Raw genomic sequence first — 24,118 nt, forward strand, 5'->3', positions numbered from 1 at the left:
GAGGCCTCGCGCGCGCGCTGCGCGGCCTCGGACTCGACCTTGCGAACCGCCTCTTCCAGCGACAGCCGTTCGCGGGTGATCTCGGACTCGGAGAGCGGAGGCTGTACGCCGCGGAGTTGCTGGATCAACGCCGTCCGCGCCCGCGCATACAGCGCACGGCGGGCTTCGCCGGGGGCGGTTGGGTCCAATCCGGCGATGGCACGGGCAATCAGCGGGTAGTAGTCAGCCATTTCCACACAATTGGAGGGATATAGGTAATATCCCGTTAAGCCTCGAACGGATTCTGTACCAGAATAGTATCTTCACGTTCCGGGCTGGTGGATAGCAGGGTGACCGGACACCCCACCAGCTCCTCGACCCGGCGGACATACTTGATGGCCTGGGCCGGCAGGTCCGCCCAGGACCGCGCATTGGCAGTCGGCTGCTTCCAGCCCTCGATGATCTCGTAGATCGGCTCGATGCGGGCCTGTGCACCCTCGCCCGCCGGCAGATGGTCGATTTCCTTGCCGTCCAGCTTGTAGCCGATGCAGACCTTGATGCTGTCGAACCCGTCGAGAATATCGAGCTTGGTCAGCGCCAGCCCGGCAATTCCGCAGGTCCGGACAGTCTGTCGCACCAACATGGCGTCGAACCAGCCGACCCGGCGCTTGCGCCCGGTGTTGACGCCGAATTCCTTGCCGCGGCGGCCGATTTCTTCCCCGATCTCGTCGTTCAGCTCGGTCGGGAACGGGCCCTGGCCAACGCGGGTGGTGTAGGCCTTGCAGATGCCGAGCACATAGCCGACCGCGCCCGGCCCGAGGCCGGTGCCGGTCGCGGCCTGCGCCGCCACCGTGTTGGACGACGTCACATAGGGATAGGTGCCGTGGTCGACGTCGAGCAGCGCGCCCTGCGCGCCCTCGAACAGGATGCGCTTGCCCTCGCGGCGCTTGAGGTCCAGCAGCCGCCACACCGTCTCGGCATAGGGCAGAAGCTTCGGCGCCAGCGCCGACAGCTCGGCCAGGATGCTCTTGCCGTCGATCTCCTCCAGATTGTTACCGCGGCGCAGCGCATTGTGGTGCGCCAGCAGGCGGTCGATCTTGTGCGGCAGGGTATCGAGATCGGCGAGATCCATCAGGCGGATGGCGCGGCGGCCGACCTTGTCCTCATAGGCCGGGCCGATGCCGCGGCGGGTGGTGCCGATCGAGGTGATGGCATTGGAGGATTCGCGCAGGGAATCGAGCTCGCGATGCAGCGGCAGGATCAGCGTGACGTTCTCGGCGATCCTGAGATTATCGGGACCGACCGCAACCCCCTGCCCCTTCAGCTTGGCGACCTCGTCGAGGAAGGCCTGGGGATCGAACACCACGCCATTGCCGATCACCGCCAGCTTGTTCGGGCGCAGCACGCCGGAGGGCAGCAGCGCCAGCTTGTAGGTCTGGCCATTGATCACGAGCGTATGGCCGGCGTTGTGGCCGCCCTGGAAGCGCACGACGATGTCGGCCTGTTCCGACAGCCAGTCGACGATCTTGCCCTTCCCTTCGTCGCCCCACTGGGCGCCGACGACGACAACATTGGCCATTGCGAAGCTGTTCCCTTCAGGTGTTTCAGAGACCATGATCGCGGCGAAAACGCGTCCGCCCACAGCGATCATGCATTGATATGCCCAGCCCAAATCACGGCGCCCGGCCGCGCGCACGCAAGGCGCCTACCGGATAACGGAAGCGGGTCGGCTGCGCAAGCAAGAACGGGGTCGTTTACGCCTTTTAGACGAGCTACAACCCTTTGATATCCCCTGAAAATTCCATGCCGCGCCGGGTTGCGCCGCCCTCGCGAGAATTTAATGTTGGCGCGGCCTGAGGCCGGCCATACGGCCGATTGATCGCCGGGCCCATTGCGGCGATCATTCGGCCGTATCAACCGGCAGGGTCCATGCCCAACTCGACACAAGCAACGATGGCGCTACGGAAGCTAGGCATTGCCTTCAGGCTCCACACCTATGTCTACGATTCCAATGCCGAGAGCATCGGGTTGCAGGCGGCGGAGGCGCTTGGCGTCGACCCGAACCGGATGCTCAAGACACTGATGGCGGAAGTCGACGGCAAGCCGGTCTGCGCCGTGGTGCCGTCCGACTGCGAGGTCAGCATGAAGAAGCTTGCCGCAGCCCTCGGCGGCAAGTCGGCCAGGATGATGCGCCCGGCCGATGCCGAGCGGCTGACCGGCTACCATGTCGGCGGCATCAGCCCGTTCGGCCAGAAGAAGAAGGTGCCGACCGCGATCGACGAGGCCGCGCTCACCCATGTCACCGTCTTCGTCAACGGCGGCCAGCGCGGCCTGCAGATCGAGATCGATCCGAACGACGCCGCGCTCGCCGCCGGCGCCACGATGAAGGCGCTGGTGGCGACGCAGGACTAGAGCTTCAGTTTCGATTGAATCGAAACTGAAGCCCGACTTCTTGTTTTGACGCGATCAATGCGAGGACTTGTCCCTGGAAAACTCCGCGCCGACGTAGTCGGACAGGCCGGTCAATTCCTCCGCCGTGATGTCGTTGACGTTGAGCCGGAGCTGCATGATCGCGAGATCGAGCAGATGCGCGGCAAAGCCTGCGCCGGCCGCCGTCACGATGCTGCGCTGCTCGATCAAGACAGCGATGACGTCGCGCAAACTGCGCACTTGCACTTGATCCATGGCCCTCTGCCCGATGCTGGCCGTTGTTATCTGAGTTGTCATTGGGATACCGATTGTAATGTGCTGATGGATGCCGCGCTGGCGGCGGGGATGTACGGCAGCTTCCCGGCTTCCTCGCCGAGATGCAGGATGCGCGAGCGCATTTCGCGGACTTCGATGTCGATCGTCATCGGGGGCGGTACGAGCGTCACCGAGGCTTTCGGCCACGGCGCCGGATTCGGGCTGACACCCGTGAAGCGATAGGCGGCTGCGATCTCGAGCGCGAGCAATTGCAGCTCGAGCATCGCAACCCCCATCCCGGCGCAGGCGCGCGGGCCGGCGCCGAACGGGATGTAGGCGTCGGTGTTGTAGCGCCGCGTCATCAGGAAGCTGTCCGGCTCCTCGAAATGCCTTGGATCGCGCTGCAACTGCCAGGGGCAGATCAACAGCGAGGTGCCGACCTTGAGGTCGCGCCCGCCGATCGTCACCGGCTGCATCACCTCGCGCGAGAACCACCAGGCACTGGGATAGAGCCGGCAGACCTCCTTGACCAGCGTCGCGCTCAGATTGGCGCGCTTCACCGCGTCAAGCCGCAGCTCGCCGTCGTCGCCAAGGCACTCCGCCGCCTCGTCGGCAATGTCGTCCATCAGGGTGGGATCGGCGGCCATCTGGTAGAACATCCACGCCGCAGTCGAACCCGTGGTGTGATGGCCGGCCAGCAGCAGTGTCAGGATCTCGTCCTCGAGATCGCGATCGCTCAGGCCGAGCGCCTCGAGATCGCGCAGCGCGCTACTTGAGCCCGCCTTGCGGCGCAGGCGCTGCACCACCGTCGACATCGCAAGTTTGGCGCAGACCCGGTTCTGCCGGCGCCGGTACCAAGCCACCGGACCGAACGGCAACGCGCGGAACATCTCCTCGGCCAGATCGTCCTCGATCACGCCGACGGCCTGAACCAGCGCTTCCTCGTCGCCAGACGACATCACCTGGGAGCCGAAGATCGCGACGCAGATGGTCCGCAGCGCCAGCATCGCCGTGACATGGTGCGGATCGAACGATCCGAGCCGGGCCAGGCTGGCGCCGACCGCGCGGATCTCGGCGCACATATGCGGCAGGAATTTCTCGACGCTGCCCTTGGCCATGTGCTTCTGCAGCACCGTCCGCCGCCGCTTGTGCTCCTCGCCGCTCAGCATCAGCGAGCTGCGGCCGAGCACCGGCGTCAGCTTCTTGATCAGCTTGCCCTTTCCGATGTCGGTCTCCGGCGCCTTGAGGATTGGGCGGAGCAGATCGGGATCGTTCACCAGAAAGACCGGCGCAGGACCGAGCCGCAGGGGCACGAGCCCCAGCTCGGCCTCGTTGCCGCGCGTCAGCAACAGACGCAGCGGGTCACGCTGGAATGCTCGAACGTCCGAGAACATGTGAGGCATCGTGAATCTCCAATTGCCGTCCAAGGTCGAGGAATTTGGTCAGGCCGGGATTGTCGGCGAGACCAAGCGGGATTTCTCCGGCGAGCGCCGTCAGCGGGCGGCCCATGCGATCATTGCCGATCACCTGCGGCGGGCCGTAGCGGCGGGTGCGGATGTCCATGCGGGTGAGAAAGCGCTCGTAGGAAAGGTCGGCGAGCGCCACGAGCGCCGCCGCCCCGCGCAGCTCGGCGAAGCGGAACATCAGCGCGTAGTTCACGCGTGCCGTCCGCGACCTCGCGACACTAGGCAGCACGCCGAAACGGCTGATTTCCCAGGCGTCGCGGCGGCTCGGAAAGCGGCGCACCGCAAGCTGCGGGAATACCGACTTGGTCAGATAGGGATAGTCGGTGCGGATCGCCCGGAAGCCACCGACCAGCTCGGCGCCTGCGAACAACAGGCAGTGCTCGGTATACCAGCTGTCGAACTGATCGCGTTCGACGTCGCCGGTGGTGCTCAGAAGCCAGCCGCAATGGTCGACGAACAGCCGCTTGCGCAGCCGCAACATCGCCCCGACATGCGCCGGATCAAGCTCTTCCCTAGTGATGAGTGCATGATATCGGTCCAATGAATGCGGCATTATCCTTTCCTCCAAATGCGGAACATCTGGAACGAAAGGGGCCAAATGTGGTACCCCCGGAAACCGGGGGTTTTAGTCAATGGGCCTGGTAGACGCGATTTCAACCATCGAGGCGTCGGATACCATCGACGAGCTCAGCTCGTCATTGCACCGTGTCATCCAGAACTACGGCTTCTCGGGCTTCGCCTTTGTCGATGCCGGCCGGCCCGACCTTGATCTGCCCTATCATGTCGGCACCTTTCCCGACGCCTGGAAGCGGGCTTATGTGCAGAACGAGTTCGTCCATGCCGATCCGGCGCTGGCGCGGTCGCGACGCACCAACACGCCGTTCAGCTGGAGCAGCCTGAAGCTGCCGGAGCGCAGCGGGCACAAGCGGGCGCCCGAGGTCAAGACGATGGACGCCGCCCGGGAGTTCGGCTTCAAGGACGGCTTCGTCGTGCCCTTCCACTATCGCGACCGGCTCGGCGCCGTGCATTCGAGCTCGACGGTGTTCTTCTGGGAAGACCAACCGCGCGGCTTCGACAAGCTGTTCATCTGCCATCGGCATGAACTGCATCTGTTGATGATCTACTGGGTGCAGCGGGCGATGGACATCGTCAACCGCGACCAGCGCAACGCACCGACCATCCTGAAGCCCGCCGACGCAGCCGAAACCATCAAGCTCACCGGACGGGAAAAGGAAGTGATGGCCTGGGCGGCGCGCGGCAAGACCGTGGTCGACACCGCGCAGATCCTCGGTATTTCTCCGGAGACGGTGGAAGGCTTCATCAAGCAGGCGCTGCGCAAGCTCGAGGCATCCAACAAGACCCACGGCGTGGCAAAGAGCATCGCACTCGGGATCATCGACTTGTGAGCGGCACCGTCGCGGCGCTCGCAAGGCAGCTTCCGCGCCCACAGCATCGTTTCGCGAGGAAGCGCCGGATTGTGTGGCGAGGTCACACATCCCGGTTGGATTCATCTCATTCATCGCCCCCTGATTGCATTCGCGCACGGTCTTGCTAATAAGGCCAAGGCCGGATGACGCGAGTGCGAGCATCCCGGATCATAGCGTGCGCGCCCCGCGCGATTGACCGGCCGGAGTACAGGTGCGGATCTTCCGGCACGTCGCCCGATTCGGCGAGACCAGTTGTCGATCCGAATAATCCGTAGAAGTCCCGTCGCGACGACCCCCTGCTCGATTTGCTACCAACATTCGTCGCGGGAATGCTGTCCACGGACCGACGTAGCTGGAGATCGCCTAGGCGCACCATGAGCACATCGCAGGACGATCAGATCGATCAACTGGTGCAGGCGCGCTGGCGCGCCATCGGGCTGTCGCAGGCAGATCTCGCGGAAATCCTGTGCAGCGGGGCCTCCCTGCAAAAAAACAGCGTGGACGGCACGGTGAAGGTCGATACCGGTCGCCTGGCGACCGTTGCCGAGATGCTCGGGATTGCCGCCGACATGCTCAATCGTCGACCCGCCGCGACAGCACAGGCACAGGGCGGCCAGGCGGCGGAGTCGCTGCAATCCCTGCTCGAACTGCGCATGCTGCGGGTGTTCCGCGACGTGCAGGACCCCGACACCAAGCGGATCCTGATCGAGCTCGCCGAGCAGATCGTCAAGCGCCAGACCACGCCGCCTGGCGCCGGCTAGCGGCGCGCGCCGGATCAGGTTGCCTCTTGCGGACCGCCCGGGCAGAACTCGCTGGCCCCTCTCCGTAAGGGGACTTCGCGCATGGTCGCGATGCGTCTATCCCCATTGATGCAATGGCGGAATCCGTGTCTGTGACAGGGCCGGGGAGATTCATTCCGGCCCGGCGCAACCAGCCGGGCGGTCCGCGGCGTCGTGAACCCGGGCCTCATCGAATGTCTGCCTCCGATTCCACCACCGCGCCCGCGTCCGGCTCCTGGATCGCCAACCAGCCGTATCTCCTGCTCTGCATCACCGCGATGTGCTGGGCCGGCAACGCGATCGTCGGCCGGCTCGCCGCAGGCCACATTCCGCCGGTGACGCTGTCGTTCCTGCGCTGGTCGGCGGCATTCCTGATCATCCTGCCGTTTGCCTGGAAGCACCTCGCTCGCGACTGGCCCGTGATCCGCAGGAATCTCGGCATCATGATGCTGCTGTCGATCACCGGCATCAGCGCCTTCAACACGCTGCAATACTGGGCGCTCGAGCACACCCAGGCGCTCAACACGCTGCTGTTGCAATCGGCGGTGCCGCTCGTGGTGGCGCTGTGGTCGCTGATCCTGCTCGGCACCCGGCTGACGCTGGCGCAGCTCTGCGGCGTCTTGCTGTCGCTCGCCGGCGTGCTGGTGATCCTGCTGCACGGCGACCTCACGACGCTGTCGAAGATCGAGTTCAACAAGGGCGACCTGATCTTCATCGTCGCGCTGGTGATCTTCGCGCTGTATTCGGTACTGACCTTGAAGCGGCCCAAGATCCACGGCCTGTCGGTCGCGGCCTTCACTTTCGGCTGCGGCGCGCTGGTGCTGATCCCGTTGTTCATCTGGGAACTTGGCGCACGTCCGGTGATGCAGCTCACCACGAACAATCTGCTGTCGCTGTTCTATGTCGCGGTGTTCCCCTCGACGCTGGCCTATCTGTGCTTCAACCGCGGTGTGCAGCTGATCGGCGCCAACCGCGCCGCGCCGTTCTTCCATATGGTTCCGGTGTTCGGCACCGTCATGTCGATCGTGTTCATCGGCGAGCATCCGCAGGCCTTCCATTTCATCGGCTTCGCGCTGGTGCTGGCCGGCGTCTTTGCGGCGTCGCGGAAGCAGAGCGCGTAATTCTCCTCTCCCTCTCCCCCGTTCTTACGGGGAGAGGGTTGGGGTGAGGGGCTAGCTCCGCAAGGGCGTCTTGCGGAGGGACGCGGTGACTGGCGGCGGCAAATCCGCTATCTCTTGAGCTCTGCTTCGCGGACAGGTCCCAAACGCATGGCGCGCGCCAGCAATCTCGTGATCGGCACCCTGACGCTGGCCCTCGTCGCCGGCTCGCTCGGCGGCTGGCTGGGCTATCAGCGCTATGCCGGCATCAAGCGGATGGTGCCGTTCCGCGTCGTGTTCGAGGGCTCGGCCTCCGGCCTGCGCCGTGGCGCCGGCGTCAACTTCGCCGGCGTACGGATCGGCGAGGTGGTCTCGATCAGGCTCGACCGTCACCGCGTGGTGGCGATGACGCGGATCGAGGGCAATGCCCCGATCAAGAAGGACACCCAGGCCGGCCTCGAATTCCAGGGCCTGACCGGGATCGCCTCGATCTCCTTCACCGGAGGCACCGACGATGCTCCGCCGCCGGCGCTCGGCGCCGACGGCATTCCCGAGCTGACCGCCGACGCCGAAGGCACGATGGGCATCCAGGAGAAGCTGCGGGTTGCGCTGCGCAATGTCGACCACGTCATCACCGAGAACGAGGCCGACATCAAGGACTCGCTGCTCGGGCTCGAGAACTTCACCAACTCGCTGTCCGGCAATGGCGAACTGATCGCCGGCTTCATCGACGCCGCCGACGACGGCATCAGCGCGGTCGACGCCAAGATGACGTCCGCCGACAAGTTCCTGAAGAGCTTCGGCAGCGACAAATATGGCGGCGAGCTGCTGCCGACCGTGATCTCGCTGCGCGAGCTGATCCAGAGTTTCGATAAGAAATCCGGCGTCATGATCGCCGAGACGCGCAAGACGCTCAGCGACGTCAGCCAGTCCGTCAACGCGTTCAACGCGAAAATTGCCGGGCCCGCCGCCAGGCGCTAAAGCATGATCCGGAAAAGTGCGAAGCGGTTTTCCGAAAAGATCATGCTCAAACAAAGGGCTAAAGCGCGATGACGATTCAACCAAATCTCATCGCGCTTTAAGGCATATCAGCGCGCTTTAGCCCTGTGTTGAACCATGATCTCCGCGCAACGCGTTCCGCGTTTGCCGCCAGGCAAAACCGCTTCGCACTTGTCCGGTTCGTGCTCTAGACTGCCTGCGTCAAGAACCAAGAACAACGGAAACGCCCGACGTGCACGACCGGACCGCAGCCCTTTCCCCGCCTCCCGCAACTGTCAACCGCGCAGCCCCCGCGGTGCCCCGGCATCTGCGGCGCTATCTCACGCTCGATGATTTCGAGCCGCAGGCGCGGCGGCTGTTGCCGAAATTCCTCTACGGCTACATCTCCGGCGGCGCCGAGACTGATATGGCCCGCACCGACAATCGCCGGGCGTTCGACGAATACGGCTTCGTGCCGCGCGTATTGAATGACGTCTCCGGCCGCGACCAGACCACGACGCTGTTCGGCAAGACCTACGCCTCGCCGTTCGGCATTCCGCCGATGGGCTCGTCGGCGCTGTGCGCCTATCGCGGCGACATCGTGCTGACGCGCGCCGCGGCTGCGGCCAACGTGCCGATGATCCTCTCGGCCTCCTCGCTGATCACGCTGGAGGACGTCCGCGCCGCCAACCAAGAGGCCTGGTACCAGGCCTATCTCGCCGGACTCCCCGAGCGGATCGAGCCGCTGGTCGATCGCGTCGCGGCGGCCGGCTACGACACCTTCGTCGTCACCGCCGACGTGCCGGTGCCGCCCAACCGCGAGAACAACATCCGCAACGGCTTCCAGGTGCCGCTTGCGATCACGCCGCGGGTGTTCTGGGACACCATCACCCATCCCGACTGGCTGCTGAATACCTGGGCGCGCACCGTGTTCAACCACGGCATGCCGCGCTTCGAGAACATGGACGCCAAGCCGGGCCCGCCGGTGCTGTCCAAGAACCTGATGCGCAACATCGGCAGCCGCGACCAGCTTGCCTGGAAACATGTCGAGCTGATCCGCAAACGCTGGAACGGCAAGCTCGTGGTCAAGGGACTGATCTCGCCGGAGGACGCGCGGCTGGCGCGCGAGCACGGCTGCGACGGCGTAATGGTTTCCAACCATGGCGGACGCCAGCTCGACTACACCGTCTCGGGCCTGCGCACGCTGCCGGAGATCGCCGCACAGAAGGGCGATATGACCGTGATGGTGGACGGCGGCATCCGCCGCGGCACCGACGTCATCAAGGCACTGGCGCTCGGTGCGGATTTCGTCTGGGTCGGCCGCCCGTTCCTCTATGCCGCCGTGACCGCGGGCGAGGCCGGCGTGTCGCGCGCGATCTCGCTGCTGCATGCCGAGATCGACCGCGACCTCGCGCTGCTCGGCATCCGCAGCCTGAAAGAGATCACCCCGGACCTGGTGCGGAAGTTTTGAGCTCAGGCGTAGCGCGCGGCGCCCATGCAGAGCGCCGTGACCGCGAGCAGCCCGGCCGCGATACGCTGCGCAATGGCCAGCCGCGAACGTGCGACTGAGGTATCACCCGCATCGCTGCGCAACTGCCGGATCGCGCCGCCGCCGACGATGGTCTGCACGGCAATCGCCGCAAGTGCTGCGATCGCGCCGCCGGCCAGGATCTTTTCCGACAGCGCAAACGAACCTTCATGGACCAGGCGCCACAGCGTGGCGCCGGTCACGATCGCAACCGTCGCAGCGCCGATCTGCGGAAACAGCAACTTTTCGCCGCCGAGCCCACCGGTGCGCGCCAAAGTGAAGCTCGAGCCGGCCCAAAACACCGATGAGAGGACGTGAAGGGACAGGGCTATGATGAGGACGGCTTGCATGATGTTGCTCCAAAGGGCATTGGAAATTAGATATACATAATGTATAATCAATTTAACGAAAGCACAAGCCGATGCCGCCGCGCAGCTATGTGAGCCCGGCCCGCAGCGCCGCTGCCGCCGAGACCCGCGAGCGCGTGATCGAGGCCGCGTCGCGCACGCTGCGCGAAGGCGAGAGCATTGCGCGGTTCTCGCTGGATACGGTGGCGAAGGCAGCAGGCGTGACGCGGCTGACCGTCTACAATCAGTTCGGGTCGCGGCGCGGGCTGCTCGAGGCCGTGTTCGACGAAATCGCGCGCCATGGCGGGCTGCATCAGCTCGCCGACGCCATGGCGATGGCCGATCCGCGCGCCGCGCTCGACCGCATGGTCGAGATCTTCTGCGGATTCTGGAGCCGCGATTCCGCCGTTGGACGCCTGCACGACGCGATGGCGGCCGATCCCGAATTCGCCGAGGCGATCCGCGAGCGCAACGAACGCCGCCGCCGCGGCCTCACCGCATTGATCGACCGCATTGCGGGCAAGCATGCCTCGCCGCAGGCCCGCAAGGACGCCGTCGACCTGATCTTCGCACTGACGAGCTATCCGACCTTCGCATCGCTCAGCGCGGGACGGTCGAGGGACGAAGTCTGCCGTGTTGTGCAGACGGCCTGCCACGCAGCGCTAGCACCGCTCACGCTCTCAGACCCGTCATCCTGAGGAGCGCGCTCCGGCGCGCGTCTCGAAGGACGAATCGGCCACGGTGGGGCCGTCGACCCTTCGAGACGCGCTTCGCGCTCCTCAGGGTGACGGTGCCGGCAAAGCGCGCTACCTCTCACCCCACCTTGAACTTGCTGTAGGACTCGCGCGTGGCGATGATGACGTGCTCCTCGCAGCCATTGCGGCGATGCGGGTCGCAGCGGTCTTCGTAGTCGGCCGAGGTCATCATGTCGATGAAGGCGGCGACGCTCGGGTAGTAGACCAGCGCGAGATAGTCCCAGCGCTGGCCGGCCGGCTCGCCCAGCGCGACCGTCTCGGCATCGCCGGTCCACAGCAACGTGCCGCCGCGCGCCTTGATCATGGGGACGGTGAGCGCGCTGTAGCGCAGATAGGCATCCCAGCCCGAGCCGTCGCCGTCGAGCGATCGCGCGCGAAACCGCATCAGATTGACCATCACGACCGGAGCCTTTTGATCCAGCTCGTTCAGGCCTTTGACGTTCAAGAGATCGACACCCATCACCCGCTCCCCAAGGCCGCATCGGTCCAGCCGGGTCGGTCCGGCCGCAAACATTATGTCACATCACGGGACTACCCTGAAATGCTGCCAGGCCGTAAGCTCACCACCCGATCTCGGAGGTCAATGCCGTGATGACCCTTCCCGAACTTGCGGCCGACGCGCTCAGCAAATTCCTCGGCGAATATATGCAGCGCCGCTTCGGCTCTTCGCAGACCCAGTTGGTCGAGATGGTGCCCTCGATCGCGCGGATCGCGCTCGAATGCATCGGCAACAGCGACGCGCTCTATCACAATGTGGAGCATACCATGCTGGTAACCTTGGCCGGCCACGCCATCCTGCGCGGCCGCGCGCTGCACTCGCACATGAGCGCCGAGGATTATGCGCATGTCATCATCGCCTGCCTCACCCATGACATCGGCTATGTACGCGGGCTGTTCGATGCCGACGACGAGAACGGTTATCTGGTTGCCGCCGATGGCCGCAAGGTGATCCTGCCGCGCGGCTCGTCGGATGCGGGGCTGATGTCCTATCACGTCGACCGCTCCAAGATCTTCGTGATGGAGCGGCTCAAGGGCGTCGCGCTGCTCGACAAGGAGCGCATTGTGCGCGCCATCGAGGGCACACGCTTTCCGCAAACCGCTCCGGACGGCAATGAGGAGTTCGGAGAGGAGGCCATCCTGCTGCGGGCCGCCGACCTGATCGGCCAGCTCGGCGATCCCCATTACATCCGCAAGGCCAATGCGCTGTACCTCGAATTCGAGGAGGCCGGACTGAACCGCCAGCTCGGCTACGATTCGCCGGCCGATCTCGTCGAACTCTATCCGCGCTTCTACTGGGACAGCGTGGCACCGCATGTGCAAAAGGCGATCCGCCACCTCAACATCACCTCCAGCGGACGGCAATGGATCGCCAACCTCTACAGCAACGTGTTTCGCGCCGAGCGCGACATTTCGCTGTCGGGGCCGCAGAAATAGGCGGGGCAAACGGGTCGCGCGCACGAACTATCACCGTCACCCTGAGGAGGCCGCACCGCGGCCGTCTCGAAGGGTCGACGGCCCAACCGTGGCCGTGCATCCTTCGAGGCTCGCTCCGCTCGCACCTCCAGCGACAAAGGCGAAGCCTTTGCGCGGGGATGACGGAATCGAGCTGTCGTATCGCTGCGCGATGACCGGTGACTGCGCATGGCTCCAATCCGCTCTTTCGTCTTGTGGCGGCGGCGGATTCGGGCACAACATCCGCCGAATAATGACCGCCTTGCCCGCACCTGCCACAACCCCGCGCCGCTCGCCGCTGCACTGGCTCAACAACCAGCCTTATCTGCTGCTTAGCCTGACGTCGCTGTTCTGGGCCGCCAATATCGTGCTGGCGCGGCATGTCGGCAGCCATGTGCCGCCGGTCACGCTGACTACGATCCGATGGTTCGGCGTGTTCCTGATCCTGTTGCCGTTCGCCTGGCCGCATTTGAAGGAAGACTGGCCGAAGCTGCGCAGGGCGCTGCCGTTGATGCTGCTGTTGTCCGCGGTCGGTTTCGCGTTCAACAACGCGATCTCCTACTGGGCAATGCAGTATACCGAGGCGTTGAACGCGCTCCTGATCCAGTCGGCGGGGCCGTTGTTCGTGGCGTTGTGGTCGCTGATCCTGTTCGGCGTCCGGCTGACGCCGGCACAGCTTGCCGGCATCGCGATCTCGCTGGCCGGCGTGCTGACCATCATCCTGCGCGGCGATTTCTCGGCGCTCGCCAGCATCAGCTTCAATCGGGGAGACATCATGTTCGGCGCCTCGCTGGTGTCGTTCGGGCTCTATTCGGCACTGATCCCACGGCGGCCGAAAATCCATCAGCTCTCACTGATCTCGTTCACCACCTGCTGTGGTGCGCTGATGCTGCTGCCGGCTGCGATCTGGGAATTCGCCAACGGCATGACGCTGAAGTTCGACGTTCTGACCATGGCCACACTGGTCTACGTGCTGATCTTCCCGTCCACGCTGGCCTATCTGTTCTTCAACCGCGGCGTCGCGCTGATCGGCCCGAACCGCGCCGCGCCGTTCTTTCATCTGGTGCCGGTGTTCGGCTCGGCGATGGCGATCCTGCTGCTCGGCGAGACGCTGGCGCCGTTCCATCTGATCGGCTACGCGCTGGTGCTCGCCGGCGTCATCATCGCCTCACGGCAAGGATCGGCCAAAGGATCGGCGAAGAGCTAGCTGATGCCAACGATCTGGCTAGCCTACCTTGCGCAAGGGAGCGGATTTGCGGGTCGAACGCGACTTTGCCGCCAGCGTTTCCGTGACGAAGTCGATAAACCGCCTCACCTTGGCCGACACGTGGTTACGCGAGGCGTAGTAGACGTAGAGCGGAAGGCGCTCGTCGGGCCAGTCCGGAAACAGCTCGATCAGCGCCCCGCTCCTCAGATGATCGTCGAGTCCGATATCGATCACCTGCGCGATGCCGAAGCCGGCCACGCAAGCGCCGAGCTTGGTTCCTGAATCGGTCACCGTGAGCCGCCCGTTGACTGCGACCGGCACGACCTCGCCGCCGCGCCAAAACTCCCAATCGAAGGGACGTCCGGTCGCCGCGTCGATTGCATGGATGCACTGATGGTCGCGGCTCGCGAGCTCTCGCGGATCAAGCGGCCGGCCGTGTCGTTCGAGATAGATCGGCGAGGCCACGGTGAGCACGCGCGCATCGAGCACGCGGCGCGCAATCAGCGCCGACGGCGCCGGTTCGCCGAAACGCACCGCGAGATCGAAACCGTCGCTGACCAGATCCGCGATCCGGTCGCGGGTTTCGATGCGCAACTCCATGCCCGGATTCTGCAGCAGGAACTCGCTCAGCTTCGGCGACAGCACCATGCGGGAGAACAGCGGGTCGACATTGACCCGCAGCCTGCCGCGCACCGCATCGCGCGATTTCGAGGTCTCCGCCGCCGCCTCGCCGATCCCGGCCAGATGCGCGGCAACCCGCTCGACCAGCGCGCGTCCTTCTTCGGTAAGCTCGACGGCGCGGCTCGTGCGCTGAACCAGTCGCGTATCGAGGCGCGCCTCGAGCTTGGCGATCGCCTTGCTGACGCCGGACTGCGTCATGCCGAGCCGTTCAGCGGCACGGCCAAAACTGCGCGCATCCGCCAGCGCCGCGAGGACCACCAGGCCGTCAACCAGCCGACCGTCAACTTCGTCCATGCCGATGCCTCTCAGTCATCCAAGAGATGACCGGCCAGTCGTAGCACTCCGCCACCATATCGGCCACTGTCGGCGCAGATCACCGGTCTGGTCCGGTGAGGCCACCGCCACATCATCGCCCAAGGAGATCTTGCAATGAGCGACATCCAGGCCATCGCAGCCGCGATCGATGGATATTTCAACCTGATGTATGACGTCGACGACAGCCGGTTCCGCGACGTCTTCGCCGATGCCTGCATCGTGCACGGCATCCGGGACGGCAAGCACACCGTGCGGTCGGCGGCGGAATTCCGCGACTTCATCCGCAGCCGTCCCTCGCCGGCGTCGATGAAATCGCCGCGCGAGGAGGCCATCATCAGCCTCGACCAGACCGCGTCCGATCTGGCTATCGCCAAGGTGCGGGTCAGGGCCGGCCAAACCGGCTTCATCGACCACCTCGTGTTTCATCGGATCGACGGCCGGTGGCTCATCACCACCAAGGCGTTTCACGTCGCGCAGGTCTTCCCGGCGGGATCGTAACGCCCGCACGGTCATTTTCGGAATATTAGAAATATGACGCTGATTTGCCCGACGTGTCAAGTTGGCTGGCCGCCGTCACCGGCTACTTTGCATGGGGTTGTTTTCGATATTTTGGCAGCGCACCCCCGAGCAACTCGTGTTGTGGGAGGAGCTGATCGCCGACGCCGGGATCGAGAAGCAGGAGGCGGCCCAAAACGTGAATGCCCGGGCGAGGCCCGGGCATTCGGATGATGTCGATTGATCGCGCCGGCCTTACGCCGCGCGGACCTTCTGCAGGAACTCGTCGACCGCGTTGCGCAGCATGCCGGACTGGGTGTCGAGCTCGCGCGCATTCGACAGCACGTCGCCCGCCGCGGTGCCGGTGGCGGCGGCCGCGGTGGTGACGCCGCCGATATGGGCGGAGATCTCGCTCGAGCCGGCCGCGACCTGCTGAATGTTGCGGGCGATTTCGCGCGTCGCATCGCCCTGCTGGTCGATCGCGGTCGAGATCGAGGCGGTGATCTCGCTCATCTGCGCGATGGTCGCGGTGATGCCGCCGATCGAGGTCACCGCCTCGCCGGTGGACGCCTGCATCGCGGCGACCTGCGCCGAGATCTCCTCGGTCGCCTTCGCGGTCTGGTTGGCCAGTGCCTTCACCTCGGACGCTACCACCGCGAAACCGCGGCCGGATTCGCCGGCGCGCGCCGCCTCGATGGTGGCGTTGAGCGCGAGCAAATTGGTCTGGGCGGCGATCGAATGGATCAGCTTGACCACCTCGCCGATCTTCTCGGCGCCGGTGGAGAGCGCCTGCACGGTCGCGTTGGTGCGCTCGGCATCGGCCACCGCCTGGCTGGCGACCTCGCTGGAGCGCGCCACCTGGCGGGAGATTTCCGCAACCGAGCTGGAGAGCTCCTCGGCCGCGGCAGCAACCGTGCCGACATTGTTGGAGGCCGAGTCGGAGGCAGCGCCGACGGTCGCAGCCCGCGCGCTGGCATCGCTTGCAGTCGCGGTCATCGACTGCGCCGTCGTCTGCATGCCGGCGGCGGCGGAGGCCACCGTACGGACGATGCCGTTCACGCTGCGCTCGAAATCGCTTGCGATATTCTCCATCGCGCTGCGGCGCTCGGTGGTGGCGCGCGCCTGCGTCGCGGCCTCGGCCTGCTCCAGGCCGCGGATGCGGATCGCATTGTCCTTGAAGATCTGGACGGTCGCCGCCATCCCGCCGACCTCATCGCCGCGGCCGACGCCGGGGATGTCGCCGTCGAGCTTGCCGTCGGCAATGTCGCGCATGCGGCTGCCAAGCAGGTTGAGCGGCCGGGAGATGCTGCGGCCGATCAGCCAGGCGACCGAACCGGAAATGATGCCGATGCCGAGGATCGCAAGGCCGAGCAGCCAGGCGATCGGCCGCATCTTGGCGTCGATATCCTCGAGATAGGCGCCGGTGCCGAGATACATGTCGAAGCCGGGAACCGCGACGGCATAGCCGAGCTTGTGGATCGGGGTCTCCTGACCGGGCTTCACGTAATCATAGAACAGCAGGATCTCGCCATTGGCCTTCACGCCGTTCATCAGCTCCCACGACAGCTTGCGGCCATTGGTCACGACGTCCATGCGGTTGGTTCCGACCTGCTTCGGATCGGGCGCCAGCACCGTGATGCCGTTGTAGTCGGTGCCGAACAGATAGCCGGCGCCGTTGTCGTAGGTCATGGCGTTGGCGCGCTTGCCGAGCTCGGCCAGGGCGGCCTCCTTGGTCATCTTGCCGGCGTCGACTTCCTTCTTCAGGCCTGCCGCCATGTTCTTCGCCATCTCGACGATTGCCTTGGCCTGGTCGATGCGAGCATTTGTCATCTCACGCTGCATCAAGTGACCGGCGAGGATGCCGGCCGTACACAAACCAAGGAGGGTCACCCCCACCAGAATGCCGAGCTTGGGGGTGATCTTCAGATTTGAAAGCTTCACGGGGGTCTCCAGAAGAGGCGGGGAACGCGACGCGATTGGCGGATTGATTCCGCTCACCGTAATGTGAGACCCTTTACCTGATGGTTACGGTGGTTCCCCGTAGAAGCCCGGAGAATCGGGCCTCGGACCAACCGGCAATTGTAGAGATAGCAGCACCGCTCGCGTAGAAGTAGGAAAAGCGGCGATCCAGGCCGCGCTCCGAGAAGCAAGAAGATCAAGAAGCAAACCAGCAAGAAGCAAGAACAGAAGACCTCACATCGGGAGCAGACAATGTCGAAATTCAGGGTCGTCACGCCGAAGGGCGCGAGCTTCACGGTCGCCGGCGGCGGCTATGATTATGAGCGCGAGGCGCTCGATCCGATCGGTGCGGAGATCGTCGAGGCGCCGGCCAACGAAGCCGAATTCATCGCAGCCGCCCGGACCGCGGACGCGATCTACGCCAAGGGCATGCCGATCACCAAGGCGGTCATCGACGCGCTCGAAAATTGCAAGGTGATCACGCTCGGCAGCGTCGGCGTCGACTCGGTCGACGTGAAGGCCGCGACCGCCCGCGGCATCCCCGTCACCAACATCCCCGACACCTTCATCGAGGAAGTTGCCGACCACGCCATGATGCTGCTGCTCGCAGGCTTCCGCCGCCTGATCGAGCAGGACAAGATGGTGCGCAGCGGCCGCTGGGCCGAAGGCCGTCCGGCGCTCTTGAAGATTCCGCGGCTGATGGGCCAGACGCTCGGCTTCATCTCATTCGGCCGGGTCGCCCGCGCCGTAGCCAAGCGCGCCGCGCCGTTCGGCCTCCGGATGATGGCCTACGATCCGTTCATCCAGGAAACGCTGATGTACGATCACGGCGTGATCCCCTCGACATTGTCGGAGGTGCTGTCGCAGTCGGATTTCGTCTCGATGCACGCCCCGGCGCGGCCCGAGGTGCACCACATGCTGACCGAGAAGCATTTTCGCCAGATGAAGAAATCGGCCGTCTTCATCAACACCGGCCGCGGCGCCACCGTCGACGAGGACTCGCTGATCAAGGCGCTGCAGGAGGGCTGGATCGCCCACGCCGCACTCGACGTGCTGGAAAAGGAACCGCCGTCGCACAACAATCCGATGCTCGGGATGGACAATGTTACCTTGACCGCGCATGTCGCCTCGGCATCGGCACGTTTTGACGAAGCGCGCAAGCGCCGCGTGGGCTACGAATTGTCACTAGTGCTGCAAGGCATGTGGCCGGTAAGCTGCGTCAACCCGTCGGTGCTGCAAAACACCGCGCTACGTCGCTGGCAGCCCGTCAGCATGGATCGCGGTCCGAACAGCTAGGCGGGACGACGCTCTCCGCGCGGAGGCTTGTCTCGCCTTTCGCGCGCCGAGACGACAAGACCCTTCACCGGCGGTCAACGCCGGGAAGGAGCAATAAAGACAGGGAGTGCAAACGACATGACGTATGAGGTCACGCGTCGCGACGCGCTGGCGCTGGGAGCTTCCGCAGCGGCACTGGCAGTCACTGGCGCTTCGGCGCAGGAAGCGTCGAAAATAAAGGCTGCCGACGTCGCAGCACCGTCGCTCCCGATCGAAAAGGGCGCGACCTTGCGCATGCTGCGGCCGGTGCGCTTCGTCCAGGCCGACGAAGACGTGTTCCGCGCGAATGCCAAGAAGTTCACCGACAAGACCGGCGTCGAGATCAAGGTCGACTTCGTCGGCTGGGAGGACATCAACCAGCAGACCGCGGTGACCTCGAACTCCGGCGCCGGGCCGGACATCATCATCGGCTTCGGCGACGCGCCGCATATCTATATCGACAAGCTGATCGAGCTGACCGACGTCGCCGACTATCTCGGCAATCGCTACGGCGGCTGGCTTGCGCTGGCACAGCGCTACGGCATGCGCTCCAAATCCAAGAGCTGGATCGGCCTGCCGTTCGGCGCCTCGGGCGGCCCGCTGGTTTACCGCAAGTCGCTGGTCAATGCGGCCGGCTTCGACAAGGTGCCGGAAGACCATGCCGGCATCCTCGAACTCTGCAAGAAGCTCAAGGCGGCCGGCAAGCCGGCGGGCTTTGCGCTCGGCAACGCCGTCGGCGACGGCAACGGCTTCGCCAACTGGCTGTTGTGGTCGCACAACGCCGCACTGCTGGATGAGGAAGGCAATATCATCATCAACAGCAAGGAGACGATCGCCGCGCTGAAATATCTGAAGGAGCTCTATCCGACCTTCATCGCCGGCACGCCGTCCTGGAACGACGTCTCCAACAACCGCGCCTACTCGTCGCAGGAGATCGGCCTGACCGCCAACGGCGTCTCGCTGTACTTCTCGCTGAAGAACGATCCCGCGACCAAGGCGGTTGCCGACGACACTCAGCACCAATTCCTACCCAAGGGACTGGCATCGACCTCGCCGATGTCGGGCCTGACCCTGAATGCCATGGTGTTCAAGCACAGCCCCTATCCCAATGCAGCGAAAGCGTTCCTGCAATTCATGCTGGAGAAGGAGCAGTACGAGCCCTGGCTCAATGCCAACTCCGGTTACTGGTCGCAGCCGCTCGCAGCCTACGCGGACGCTGCGGTGTGGTCGGGCGATCCCAAGGTCGCGATCTTCAAGGACACGATGAAGAGCCCCTACTACAACGGCTACAAGGGGCCGATCTCGACCGCGACCGGCGCCGTCAATGCCGACTATGTGCTGGTGCAGATGTGCGCCTCCGTCGCGACCGATGCGGCAACGCCTGAGGCCGCCGCCGCCGAAGCCGAGCAGCGCGCCAAGCGGTACTTCCGCCGGCAGAACCGATAACGGCGGTCATTGAACTGCGAAACTTAAATCAACCGTCATTGCGAGCGACGCGAAGCAATCCATAGCACCACAGACGAGAAATGGATTGCTTCGTCGCTTCGCTCCTCGCAATGACGAGAAGACGAGCATTCAATGTCCGTAACGACCTTCCCATCGCGCGGCGGTGCGGCGCTCCGGCAACCCGGCCGGCTCGCGCGCCTGTTCGACTACAAGCCGTTCCTGATCGTGATGTGCCTCGCGCCCGCGATCGGCTTGCTGCTGGTGTTCCTCACCTGTCCGCTCGGCCTCGGCATCTGGCTCGCCTTCACCGACACCACGATCGGTCAGCGCGGCATCTATATCGGGCTCGAGAATTTCCAGTATCTGCTCAAGGATCCCCTGTGGTGGAACGCGGTGTTCTACTCGATCTTCTACACCGCGGTCGCGACCTTCGGAAAATTCGCGCTCGGCTTCTGGCTGGCGCTGCTGCTCAACAACCATTTCCCGTTCAAGAGCCTGATCCGCGCCATCGTGCTGCTGCCGTGGATCGTGCCGACCGTGCTCTCGGCGCTGGCGTTCTGGTGGATCTACGATCCGCAATTCTCGATCATCTCCTATCTCTTGGTCGACGTGCTGCATTGGCGTGACAGCAATGTCGACTTCCTCGGCTCGCCCTGGCCGGCGCGGTTCTCGCTGATCGCGGCCAATATCTGGCGCGGCATCCCGTTCGTCGCGATCTCGCTGCTGGCGGGCTTGCAGACCATCTCGCCCTCGCTCTATGAGGCCGCGATGCTCGACGGCGCCACCTCGTGGCAGCGCTTCCGCTACATCACCTTCCCGATGATGATGCCGATCCTGGCGATCGTGATGACGTTCTCGATCATCTTCACCTTCACCGACTTTCAGCTGGTCTACGCCATCACCCGCGGCGGCCCGGTCAACTCGACCCATTTGCTCGCCACACTGGCGTTCCAGCGCGGCATCGCCGGCGGCGAACTCGGCGAAGGTGCTGCGATCGCGGTCTCGATGATCCCGTTCCTCGTGTTCGCAACTTTGTTCAGTTACTTCGGCCTCGCGCGCCGCAAATGGCAGCAGGGAGAAGCCAATGACTGACGTCGCAGCCTCCAACGTCGCCAGCGCCACGCCCGATACGATGGCGTGGGATTCCCGCACCCGGCGCGTGGTGATGATCTATCTGCCGCTCGCCTGCTTCATCCTGATCCTGCTGTTCCCGTTCTACTGGATGGCGATCACCTCGTTCAAGCCGAACGCGGAGCTGTTGAACTACAAGGAGCATAACCCGTTCTGGATCACCTCGCCGACGCTCGCGCATATCAAGCACCTGTTGTTCGACACGTCGTATCCGCGCTGGCTGAAGACGACCATGCTGGTTGCGATCGGCTCGACCTTCCTGTCGCTGTTCGCCTCAACGCTCGCCGCCTACGCGATCGAGCGGCTGCGCTTCCGCGGCAGCCCCTATGTCGGGCTCGGCATCTACCTCGCCTATCTGGTGCCGCCCTCGATCCTGTTCATTCCGCTTGCCACCGTGATCGTGCAGTTCGGCCTGTTCGATTCACCGCTGGCGCTGATCCTGGTCTACCCGACCTTCCTGGTGCCGTTCTGCACCTGGCTGTTGATCGGCTATTTCAAGTCGATCCCCTATGAGCTCGAGGAATGCGCGCTGGTCGACGGCGCGACGCGGCTGCAGATCCTGTGGCGGATCACGCTGCCGCTCGCGGTGCCCGGCCTGATCTCGGCCGGCATCTTCTCCTTCACGCTGTCCTGGAACGAGTTCATCTATGCGCTCGCCTTCATCCAGAGCGGCGCCAACAAGACGGTGCCGGTCGCGATCCTGACCGAGCTCGTCACCGGCGACGTCTACCAGTGGGGCGCGCTGATGGCCGGCTCGCTGCTCGGCTCGCTGCCGGTCGCCCTGTTCTACTCGCTGTTCGTCGACTACTACGTGTCGTCGTTGACCGGCGCGGTGAAGGAGTAGTTGACCGGCGCGGTGAAGGAGTAGCTGTGCCCGGATGGAGAATCGGGGCGATCTCACTCTATCTCCGTCATCCTGAGGTGCGAGCGCTTGCGAGCCTCGAAGGATGCACGGCCACCAGCGAGGCCGTCGACCCTTCGAGACGCGCTACGCGCTCCTCAGGGTGACGGGCAACAGTGCTTACCGCGGCACGAACGCGACCGGCACACTGAACCCCATCGAGCCCTGCGTGATCTCCTCCGGAAACGCCGGAAATGGTTGTGCCTGCCGCACCATCGCCAGCGCCCGCGCGTCGAAGGTCGGATTTCCGGACGAGCCGCCGAGATGGCTCGACAGCACCTGCCCGCCGCGAGCGAGCGTGAACACCAGCCGGACCACGCCGCGCTGGCCGTTGCCGCCGGCCGGATAGGAGTGGAAGCGCAACAGATGCGAGCGAACGCGTGCGTTATAGGCCGCGATCGCCGACGCCGCCGCGCCAGCGCTGATCGCGGACGCAACGGGTGCCTGCCGTTCGGCACGGCTCGGCGCGCTGGTGCGCGGCGCCGGCGTCGCGTCCGACGGCTTCTTTGCGTCCCGGCGGATGACCTTCGGCTTGATCGGCTCGGGCTTGTGCTCCGGAACGAGTTTCGCAGGCTCGGGCTTTGGCGGCGTGACCTGCTTCTGCTCCGGCGGCGCTGTCACCTCGGGCTTCTCCTGCAGCGGCGTCGGCGCGATCTCCTCTCGCACAGCCTGCGCGGCAGCAGGCTCCGGCGGCGCGGCATCCGCCTCCTGCATCGCCGGGCCCGGCGGCAGCTCGGTCTCCGAAATCTCCGGCGCTGATGTGATCGGCGTCAGGTCGACCAGCACCGCCGGCACGGCGACACCCGGTGGCGGTGCCGAGACCCATGTCATGCCGAGCGCAATCAGCGCCGCATGCGCTGCCAGGATCGCGGCCGCCGAGAGGCCCCAGCGCCTCAGCCTGATATCGCCGCCCGCATCATGAAGCGCATACGCATTCATCGGAATCAGCTTCGCCCGTCGAGGCCGACCAGCGCGATCTTGAGATAGCCGGCGTTGCGCAGCAGGTTCATCACCTCCATCAGGTCGCCATAGCTGACCGCCTTGTCGGCGCGCAGGAAGATGCGTTCGTCCTTCTTGCCCTGCGTGGCGCCATCGAGCGCCGACGTCAGCCCATCGCGCGCGATCACGTCCTCACCGACTGCGACCGAGAGGTCGGGCTTCACGGTGACGAACACCGGCCTGTCCGGTCGCGGCTGCGGCTCGGCGGTCGAGGCCGGCAGGTCGACGCCGAGATCGACGGTCGCGAGCGGCGCCGCCACCATGAAGATGATCAGCAGCACCAGCATCACATCGATGAACGGCGTGACGTTGATCTCATGCGCCTCGGCCAGATCGTCGTCGCCGCGACGCCGGCTGCTGAACGCGCCGCTGCTCCCGAGCTTCGCGCCCATCTGTCACTCCGCGGCGCGCGCCAGCCGGAACAGGCTGCGATCGCCCTCGCGGCTGACCAGCAGCATCACCATGACCGAGGCATCACCGAGCAGCGCCCGGTAGGCCGCGATCGAGCGGGTCAGGTGATTGTAGATCACGACCGCCGGAATCGCCGCAACGAGGCCGAGGGCGGTCGCGAGCAGCGCCTCGGCAATGCCCGGCGCCACCACCGCGAGATTGGTTGTGCGGGCCTCGGAGATCCCGATGAAGGCATTCATAATGCCCCACACCGTGCCGAACAGGCCGACGAACGGCGCGGTGGCGCCGATCGTCGCGAGCACGCCGGTGCCGCGCGCGATCTGCCGCGACATCGCCGCCTCGACGCGCTCGAGCCGCAGCGCGATGCGCTCCTTGAAGCCGTCATCGAAGATTCCACCTGAGAGTTCGGCCTCGCGCGATGCCGAATGCACGATCTGCGCCACGGCGTCGTTGCCGTCGCGGCTGGCCTGCTCGACCTCGGCAAGCAGCGTGTCGCGCTCGAGCAGGCCGATGCGCTGCCGCGCGAGGGAGGTCTTGCGGCGGAGCTCGACAGTCTTGGCGAGCCAGACCGTCCAGGTAACGAGCGAAGCAAAGGCGAGCCCGATCATCACCGCCTTCACGACGATATCGGCGCTCGCGAACATGCCCCAGGGCGAGAGGTTGCGTGGCAGCAGCGCGGCGTCGGTCGCGGCCAGGCTCGTCCCGGGCAGCATGCCGAGTGCGGCAGACGCCGCCATCCAGATGCTTCGTACAAGCCAGCGATACG

The 24,118-nt window shown here is 65.0% G+C and carries 26 protein-coding genes and 1 pseudogene; 15 read left to right on the forward strand and 12 right to left on the reverse strand.

Annotation, left to right across the window (positions count from 1 at the left end):
• Window positions 1–230: pseudogene (locus H8A95_RS22900) on the reverse strand (hypothetical protein); the annotation flags it as partial.
• Between the two features lie 35 nt (window positions 231–265).
• Window positions 266–1,558: an adenylosuccinate synthase gene (locus H8A95_RS22905; RefSeq protein WP_229185130.1), complete on the reverse strand. Its 1,293-nt coding sequence runs from the start codon at window positions 1,556–1,558 to the stop codon at window positions 266–268.
• 350 nt (window positions 1,559–1,908) lie between these two features.
• Here H8A95_RS22905 and ybaK point away from each other — a divergent pair, with 350 nt between their 5' ends.
• Window positions 1,909–2,391 (forward strand): Cys-tRNA(Pro) deacylase, encoded by a 483-nt coding sequence (ybaK, locus tag H8A95_RS22910; RefSeq protein ID WP_229185131.1) that lies wholly within the window; start codon window positions 1,909–1,911, stop codon window positions 2,389–2,391.
• 54 nt (window positions 2,392–2,445) lie between these two features.
• Here ybaK and H8A95_RS22915 read toward each other — a convergent pair whose 3' ends face one another.
• From H8A95_RS22915 to H8A95_RS22925, 3 genes are read right to left on the reverse strand one after another with little or no spacing between them, the layout of a single operon-like run.
• On the reverse strand, window positions 2,446–2,664 hold the full coding sequence (locus H8A95_RS22915) for a hypothetical protein (RefSeq protein WP_229185132.1): 219 nt from the start codon (window positions 2,662–2,664) through the stop codon (window positions 2,446–2,448).
• 38 nt (window positions 2,665–2,702) lie between these two features.
• Window positions 2,703–4,067: a cytochrome P450 gene (locus H8A95_RS22920; RefSeq protein ID WP_229185133.1), complete on the reverse strand. Its 1,365-nt coding sequence runs from the start codon at window positions 4,065–4,067 to the stop codon at window positions 2,703–2,705.
• Window positions 4,027–4,683, reverse strand: a complete 657-nt coding sequence (locus H8A95_RS22925) for an acyl-homoserine-lactone synthase (RefSeq protein ID WP_229185134.1) — start codon at window positions 4,681–4,683, stop codon at window positions 4,027–4,029. The genes H8A95_RS22920 and H8A95_RS22925 overlap by 41 nt, the downstream gene beginning before the upstream one ends.
• 79 nt (window positions 4,684–4,762) lie before the next feature.
• Here H8A95_RS22925 and H8A95_RS22930 point away from each other — a divergent pair, with 79 nt between their 5' ends.
• The 5 genes from H8A95_RS22930 (at window position 4,763) to H8A95_RS22950 (ending at window position 9,882) form a co-directional block, all read left to right on the forward strand.
• Window positions 4,763–5,536: a LuxR family transcriptional regulator gene (locus H8A95_RS22930; RefSeq protein WP_229185135.1), complete on the forward strand. Its 774-nt coding sequence runs from the start codon at window positions 4,763–4,765 to the stop codon at window positions 5,534–5,536.
• 395 nt (window positions 5,537–5,931) lie between these two features.
• Window positions 5,932–6,318: a hypothetical protein gene (locus tag H8A95_RS22935; RefSeq protein WP_229185136.1), complete on the forward strand. Its 387-nt coding sequence runs from the start codon at window positions 5,932–5,934 to the stop codon at window positions 6,316–6,318.
• Window positions 6,319–6,530: 212 nt separating this feature from the next.
• Window positions 6,531–7,457: a DMT family transporter gene (locus tag H8A95_RS22940; protein WP_229185137.1), complete on the forward strand. Its 927-nt coding sequence runs from the start codon at window positions 6,531–6,533 to the stop codon at window positions 7,455–7,457.
• A 147-nt stretch (window positions 7,458–7,604) separates the two neighbouring features.
• Window positions 7,605–8,414 (forward strand): MlaD family protein, encoded by an 810-nt coding sequence (locus tag H8A95_RS22945; RefSeq protein ID WP_229185138.1) that lies wholly within the window; start codon window positions 7,605–7,607, stop codon window positions 8,412–8,414.
• Window positions 8,415–8,727: 313 nt separating this feature from the next.
• Window positions 8,728–9,882, forward strand: coding sequence for an alpha-hydroxy acid oxidase (locus tag H8A95_RS22950; protein WP_229185139.1), 1,155 nt, complete (start codon window positions 8,728–8,730; stop codon window positions 9,880–9,882).
• 2 nt (window positions 9,883–9,884) lie between these two features.
• Here H8A95_RS22950 and H8A95_RS22955 read toward each other — a convergent pair whose 3' ends face one another.
• Window positions 9,885–10,289, reverse strand: a complete 405-nt coding sequence (locus tag H8A95_RS22955; RefSeq protein ID WP_229185140.1) for a hypothetical protein — start codon at window positions 10,287–10,289, stop codon at window positions 9,885–9,887.
• A 71-nt stretch (window positions 10,290–10,360) separates the two neighbouring features.
• Here H8A95_RS22955 and H8A95_RS22960 point away from each other — a divergent pair, with 71 nt between their 5' ends.
• Window positions 10,361–10,984 carry a TetR/AcrR family transcriptional regulator gene (locus H8A95_RS22960; protein WP_229185141.1) on the forward strand — a complete coding sequence of 208 codons (624 nt, stop codon included), beginning with the start codon at window positions 10,361–10,363 and terminating at the stop codon, window positions 10,982–10,984.
• Between the two features lie 115 nt (window positions 10,985–11,099).
• Here H8A95_RS22960 and H8A95_RS22965 read toward each other — a convergent pair whose 3' ends face one another.
• The gene (locus H8A95_RS22965; RefSeq protein WP_229185142.1) at window positions 11,100–11,501 is read right to left on the reverse strand and encodes a DUF1330 domain-containing protein; all 402 of its coding nucleotides are present in this window, start codon (window positions 11,499–11,501) and stop codon (window positions 11,100–11,102) included.
• A 128-nt stretch (window positions 11,502–11,629) separates the two neighbouring features.
• On the opposite strand from H8A95_RS22965, the gene H8A95_RS22970 reads away from it, so the two are divergent.
• Together H8A95_RS22970 and H8A95_RS22975 are read left to right on the forward strand one after the other, a co-directional pair.
• Window positions 11,630–12,475, forward strand: a complete 846-nt coding sequence (locus tag H8A95_RS22970) for a metal-dependent phosphohydrolase (RefSeq protein WP_229185143.1) — start codon at window positions 11,630–11,632, stop codon at window positions 12,473–12,475.
• Between the two features lie 271 nt (window positions 12,476–12,746).
• Complete coding sequence (locus H8A95_RS22975; RefSeq protein ID WP_229185144.1) at window positions 12,747–13,700, forward strand: DMT family transporter; 954 nt, start codon at window positions 12,747–12,749, stop codon at window positions 13,698–13,700.
• Between the two features lie 18 nt (window positions 13,701–13,718).
• Here H8A95_RS22975 and H8A95_RS22980 read toward each other — a convergent pair whose 3' ends face one another.
• Window positions 13,719–14,675: a LysR family transcriptional regulator gene (locus H8A95_RS22980; RefSeq protein ID WP_229185145.1), complete on the reverse strand. Its 957-nt coding sequence runs from the start codon at window positions 14,673–14,675 to the stop codon at window positions 13,719–13,721.
• A 135-nt stretch (window positions 14,676–14,810) separates the two neighbouring features.
• Here H8A95_RS22980 and H8A95_RS22985 point away from each other — a divergent pair, with 135 nt between their 5' ends.
• Window positions 14,811–15,194: a nuclear transport factor 2 family protein gene (locus H8A95_RS22985; protein WP_229185146.1), complete on the forward strand. Its 384-nt coding sequence runs from the start codon at window positions 14,811–14,813 to the stop codon at window positions 15,192–15,194.
• A gap of 91 nt (window positions 15,195–15,285) precedes the next feature.
• Window positions 15,286–15,435 (forward strand): hypothetical protein, encoded by a 150-nt coding sequence (locus H8A95_RS22990; RefSeq protein ID WP_229185147.1) that lies wholly within the window; start codon window positions 15,286–15,288, stop codon window positions 15,433–15,435.
• 11 nt (window positions 15,436–15,446) lie between these two features.
• Here the strand turns inward: H8A95_RS22990 and H8A95_RS22995 are convergent, their stop codons facing one another.
• On the reverse strand, window positions 15,447–17,132 hold the full coding sequence (locus H8A95_RS22995; protein ID WP_229185148.1) for a methyl-accepting chemotaxis protein: 1,686 nt from the start codon (window positions 17,130–17,132) through the stop codon (window positions 15,447–15,449).
• A 270-nt stretch (window positions 17,133–17,402) separates the two neighbouring features.
• Here H8A95_RS22995 and H8A95_RS23000 point away from each other — a divergent pair, with 270 nt between their 5' ends.
• The 4 genes from H8A95_RS23000 (at window position 17,403) to H8A95_RS23015 (ending at window position 21,885) form a co-directional block, all read left to right on the forward strand.
• Window positions 17,403–18,446, forward strand: coding sequence for a C-terminal binding protein (locus H8A95_RS23000; RefSeq protein WP_229185149.1), 1,044 nt, complete (start codon window positions 17,403–17,405; stop codon window positions 18,444–18,446).
• A gap of 117 nt (window positions 18,447–18,563) precedes the next feature.
• Window positions 18,564–19,910 (forward strand): ABC transporter substrate-binding protein, encoded by a 1,347-nt coding sequence (locus H8A95_RS23005; RefSeq protein ID WP_229185150.1) that lies wholly within the window; start codon window positions 18,564–18,566, stop codon window positions 19,908–19,910.
• A 132-nt stretch (window positions 19,911–20,042) separates the two neighbouring features.
• A complete protein-coding gene (locus H8A95_RS23010) occupies window positions 20,043–21,002 on the forward strand; it encodes a carbohydrate ABC transporter permease (RefSeq protein WP_229185151.1) in 960 nt (319 codons plus the stop codon).
• Between the two features lie 40 nt (window positions 21,003–21,042).
• The gene (locus H8A95_RS23015; RefSeq protein ID WP_420839440.1) at window positions 21,043–21,885 is read left to right on the forward strand and encodes a carbohydrate ABC transporter permease; all 843 of its coding nucleotides are present in this window, start codon (window positions 21,043–21,045) and stop codon (window positions 21,883–21,885) included.
• Between the two features lie 177 nt (window positions 21,886–22,062).
• Here the strand turns inward: H8A95_RS23015 and H8A95_RS23020 are convergent, their stop codons facing one another.
• Genes H8A95_RS23020 through exbB form a run of 3 tightly spaced genes read right to left on the reverse strand, consistent with a single transcriptional unit; the run spans window position 22,063 to window position 24,089 of the window.
• Window positions 22,063–22,881 (reverse strand): energy transducer TonB family protein, encoded by an 819-nt coding sequence (locus tag H8A95_RS23020; protein WP_229185153.1) that lies wholly within the window; start codon window positions 22,879–22,881, stop codon window positions 22,063–22,065.
• 5 nt (window positions 22,882–22,886) lie between these two features.
• Window positions 22,887–23,333, reverse strand: coding sequence for a TonB system transport protein ExbD (gene exbD, locus H8A95_RS23025; RefSeq protein ID WP_229185154.1), 447 nt, complete (start codon window positions 23,331–23,333; stop codon window positions 22,887–22,889).
• A gap of 3 nt (window positions 23,334–23,336) precedes the next feature.
• A complete protein-coding gene (gene exbB / locus H8A95_RS23030; RefSeq protein ID WP_420839441.1) occupies window positions 23,337–24,089 on the reverse strand; it encodes a tonB-system energizer ExbB in 753 nt (250 codons plus the stop codon).
• Between the last annotated feature and the right edge of the window lie 29 nt (window positions 24,090–24,118).

This window comes from Bradyrhizobium oropedii (assembly GCF_020889685.1).
GTDB classification, from domain to species: domain Bacteria; phylum Pseudomonadota; class Alphaproteobacteria; order Rhizobiales; family Xanthobacteraceae; genus Bradyrhizobium; species Bradyrhizobium oropedii.

Coding starts and splice junctions, on each gene's coding strand:
- H8A95_RS22905 (WP_229185130.1), bottom strand. CDS start 1,558: ATGGCCAATGTTGTCGTCGTCGGCGCCCAGTGGGGCGACGAAGGGAAG.
- ybaK (WP_229185131.1), top strand. CDS start 1,909: ATGCCCAACTCGACACAAGCAACGATGGCGCTACGGAAGCTAGGCATT.
- H8A95_RS22915 (WP_229185132.1), bottom strand. CDS start 2,664: ATGGATCAAGTGCAAGTGCGCAGTTTGCGCGACGTCATCGCTGTCTTG.
- H8A95_RS22920 (WP_229185133.1), bottom strand. CDS start 4,067: ATGCCTCACATGTTCTCGGACGTTCGAGCATTCCAGCGTGACCCGCTG.
- H8A95_RS22925 (WP_229185134.1), bottom strand. CDS start 4,683: ATGCCGCATTCATTGGACCGATATCATGCACTCATCACTAGGGAAGAG.
- H8A95_RS22930 (WP_229185135.1), top strand. CDS start 4,763: ATGGGCCTGGTAGACGCGATTTCAACCATCGAGGCGTCGGATACCATC.
- H8A95_RS22935 (WP_229185136.1), top strand. CDS start 5,932: ATGAGCACATCGCAGGACGATCAGATCGATCAACTGGTGCAGGCGCGC.
- H8A95_RS22940 (WP_229185137.1), top strand. CDS start 6,531: ATGTCTGCCTCCGATTCCACCACCGCGCCCGCGTCCGGCTCCTGGATC.
- H8A95_RS22945 (WP_229185138.1), top strand. CDS start 7,605: ATGGCGCGCGCCAGCAATCTCGTGATCGGCACCCTGACGCTGGCCCTC.
- H8A95_RS22955 (WP_229185140.1), bottom strand. CDS start 10,289: ATGCAAGCCGTCCTCATCATAGCCCTGTCCCTTCACGTCCTCTCATCG.
- H8A95_RS22960 (WP_229185141.1), top strand. CDS start 10,361: ATGCCGCCGCGCAGCTATGTGAGCCCGGCCCGCAGCGCCGCTGCCGCC.
- H8A95_RS22965 (WP_229185142.1), bottom strand. CDS start 11,501: ATGGGTGTCGATCTCTTGAACGTCAAAGGCCTGAACGAGCTGGATCAA.
- H8A95_RS22975 (WP_229185144.1), top strand. CDS start 12,747: ATGACCGCCTTGCCCGCACCTGCCACAACCCCGCGCCGCTCGCCGCTG.
- H8A95_RS22980 (WP_229185145.1), bottom strand. CDS start 14,675: ATGGACGAAGTTGACGGTCGGCTGGTTGACGGCCTGGTGGTCCTCGCG.
- H8A95_RS22985 (WP_229185146.1), top strand. CDS start 14,811: ATGAGCGACATCCAGGCCATCGCAGCCGCGATCGATGGATATTTCAAC.
- H8A95_RS22990 (WP_229185147.1), top strand. CDS start 15,286: ATGGGGTTGTTTTCGATATTTTGGCAGCGCACCCCCGAGCAACTCGTG.
- H8A95_RS23000 (WP_229185149.1), top strand. CDS start 17,403: ATGTCGAAATTCAGGGTCGTCACGCCGAAGGGCGCGAGCTTCACGGTC.
- H8A95_RS23005 (WP_229185150.1), top strand. CDS start 18,564: ATGACGTATGAGGTCACGCGTCGCGACGCGCTGGCGCTGGGAGCTTCC.
- H8A95_RS23010 (WP_229185151.1), top strand. CDS start 20,043: ATGTCCGTAACGACCTTCCCATCGCGCGGCGGTGCGGCGCTCCGGCAA.
- H8A95_RS23015 (WP_420839440.1), top strand. CDS start 21,043: ATGGCGTGGGATTCCCGCACCCGGCGCGTGGTGATGATCTATCTGCCG.
- H8A95_RS23020 (WP_229185153.1), bottom strand. CDS start 22,881: ATGAATGCGTATGCGCTTCATGATGCGGGCGGCGATATCAGGCTGAGG.
- exbD (WP_229185154.1), bottom strand. CDS start 23,333: ATGGGCGCGAAGCTCGGGAGCAGCGGCGCGTTCAGCAGCCGGCGTCGC.
- exbB (WP_420839441.1), bottom strand. CDS start 24,089: ATGGCGGCGTCTGCCGCACTCGGCATGCTGCCCGGGACGAGCCTGGCC.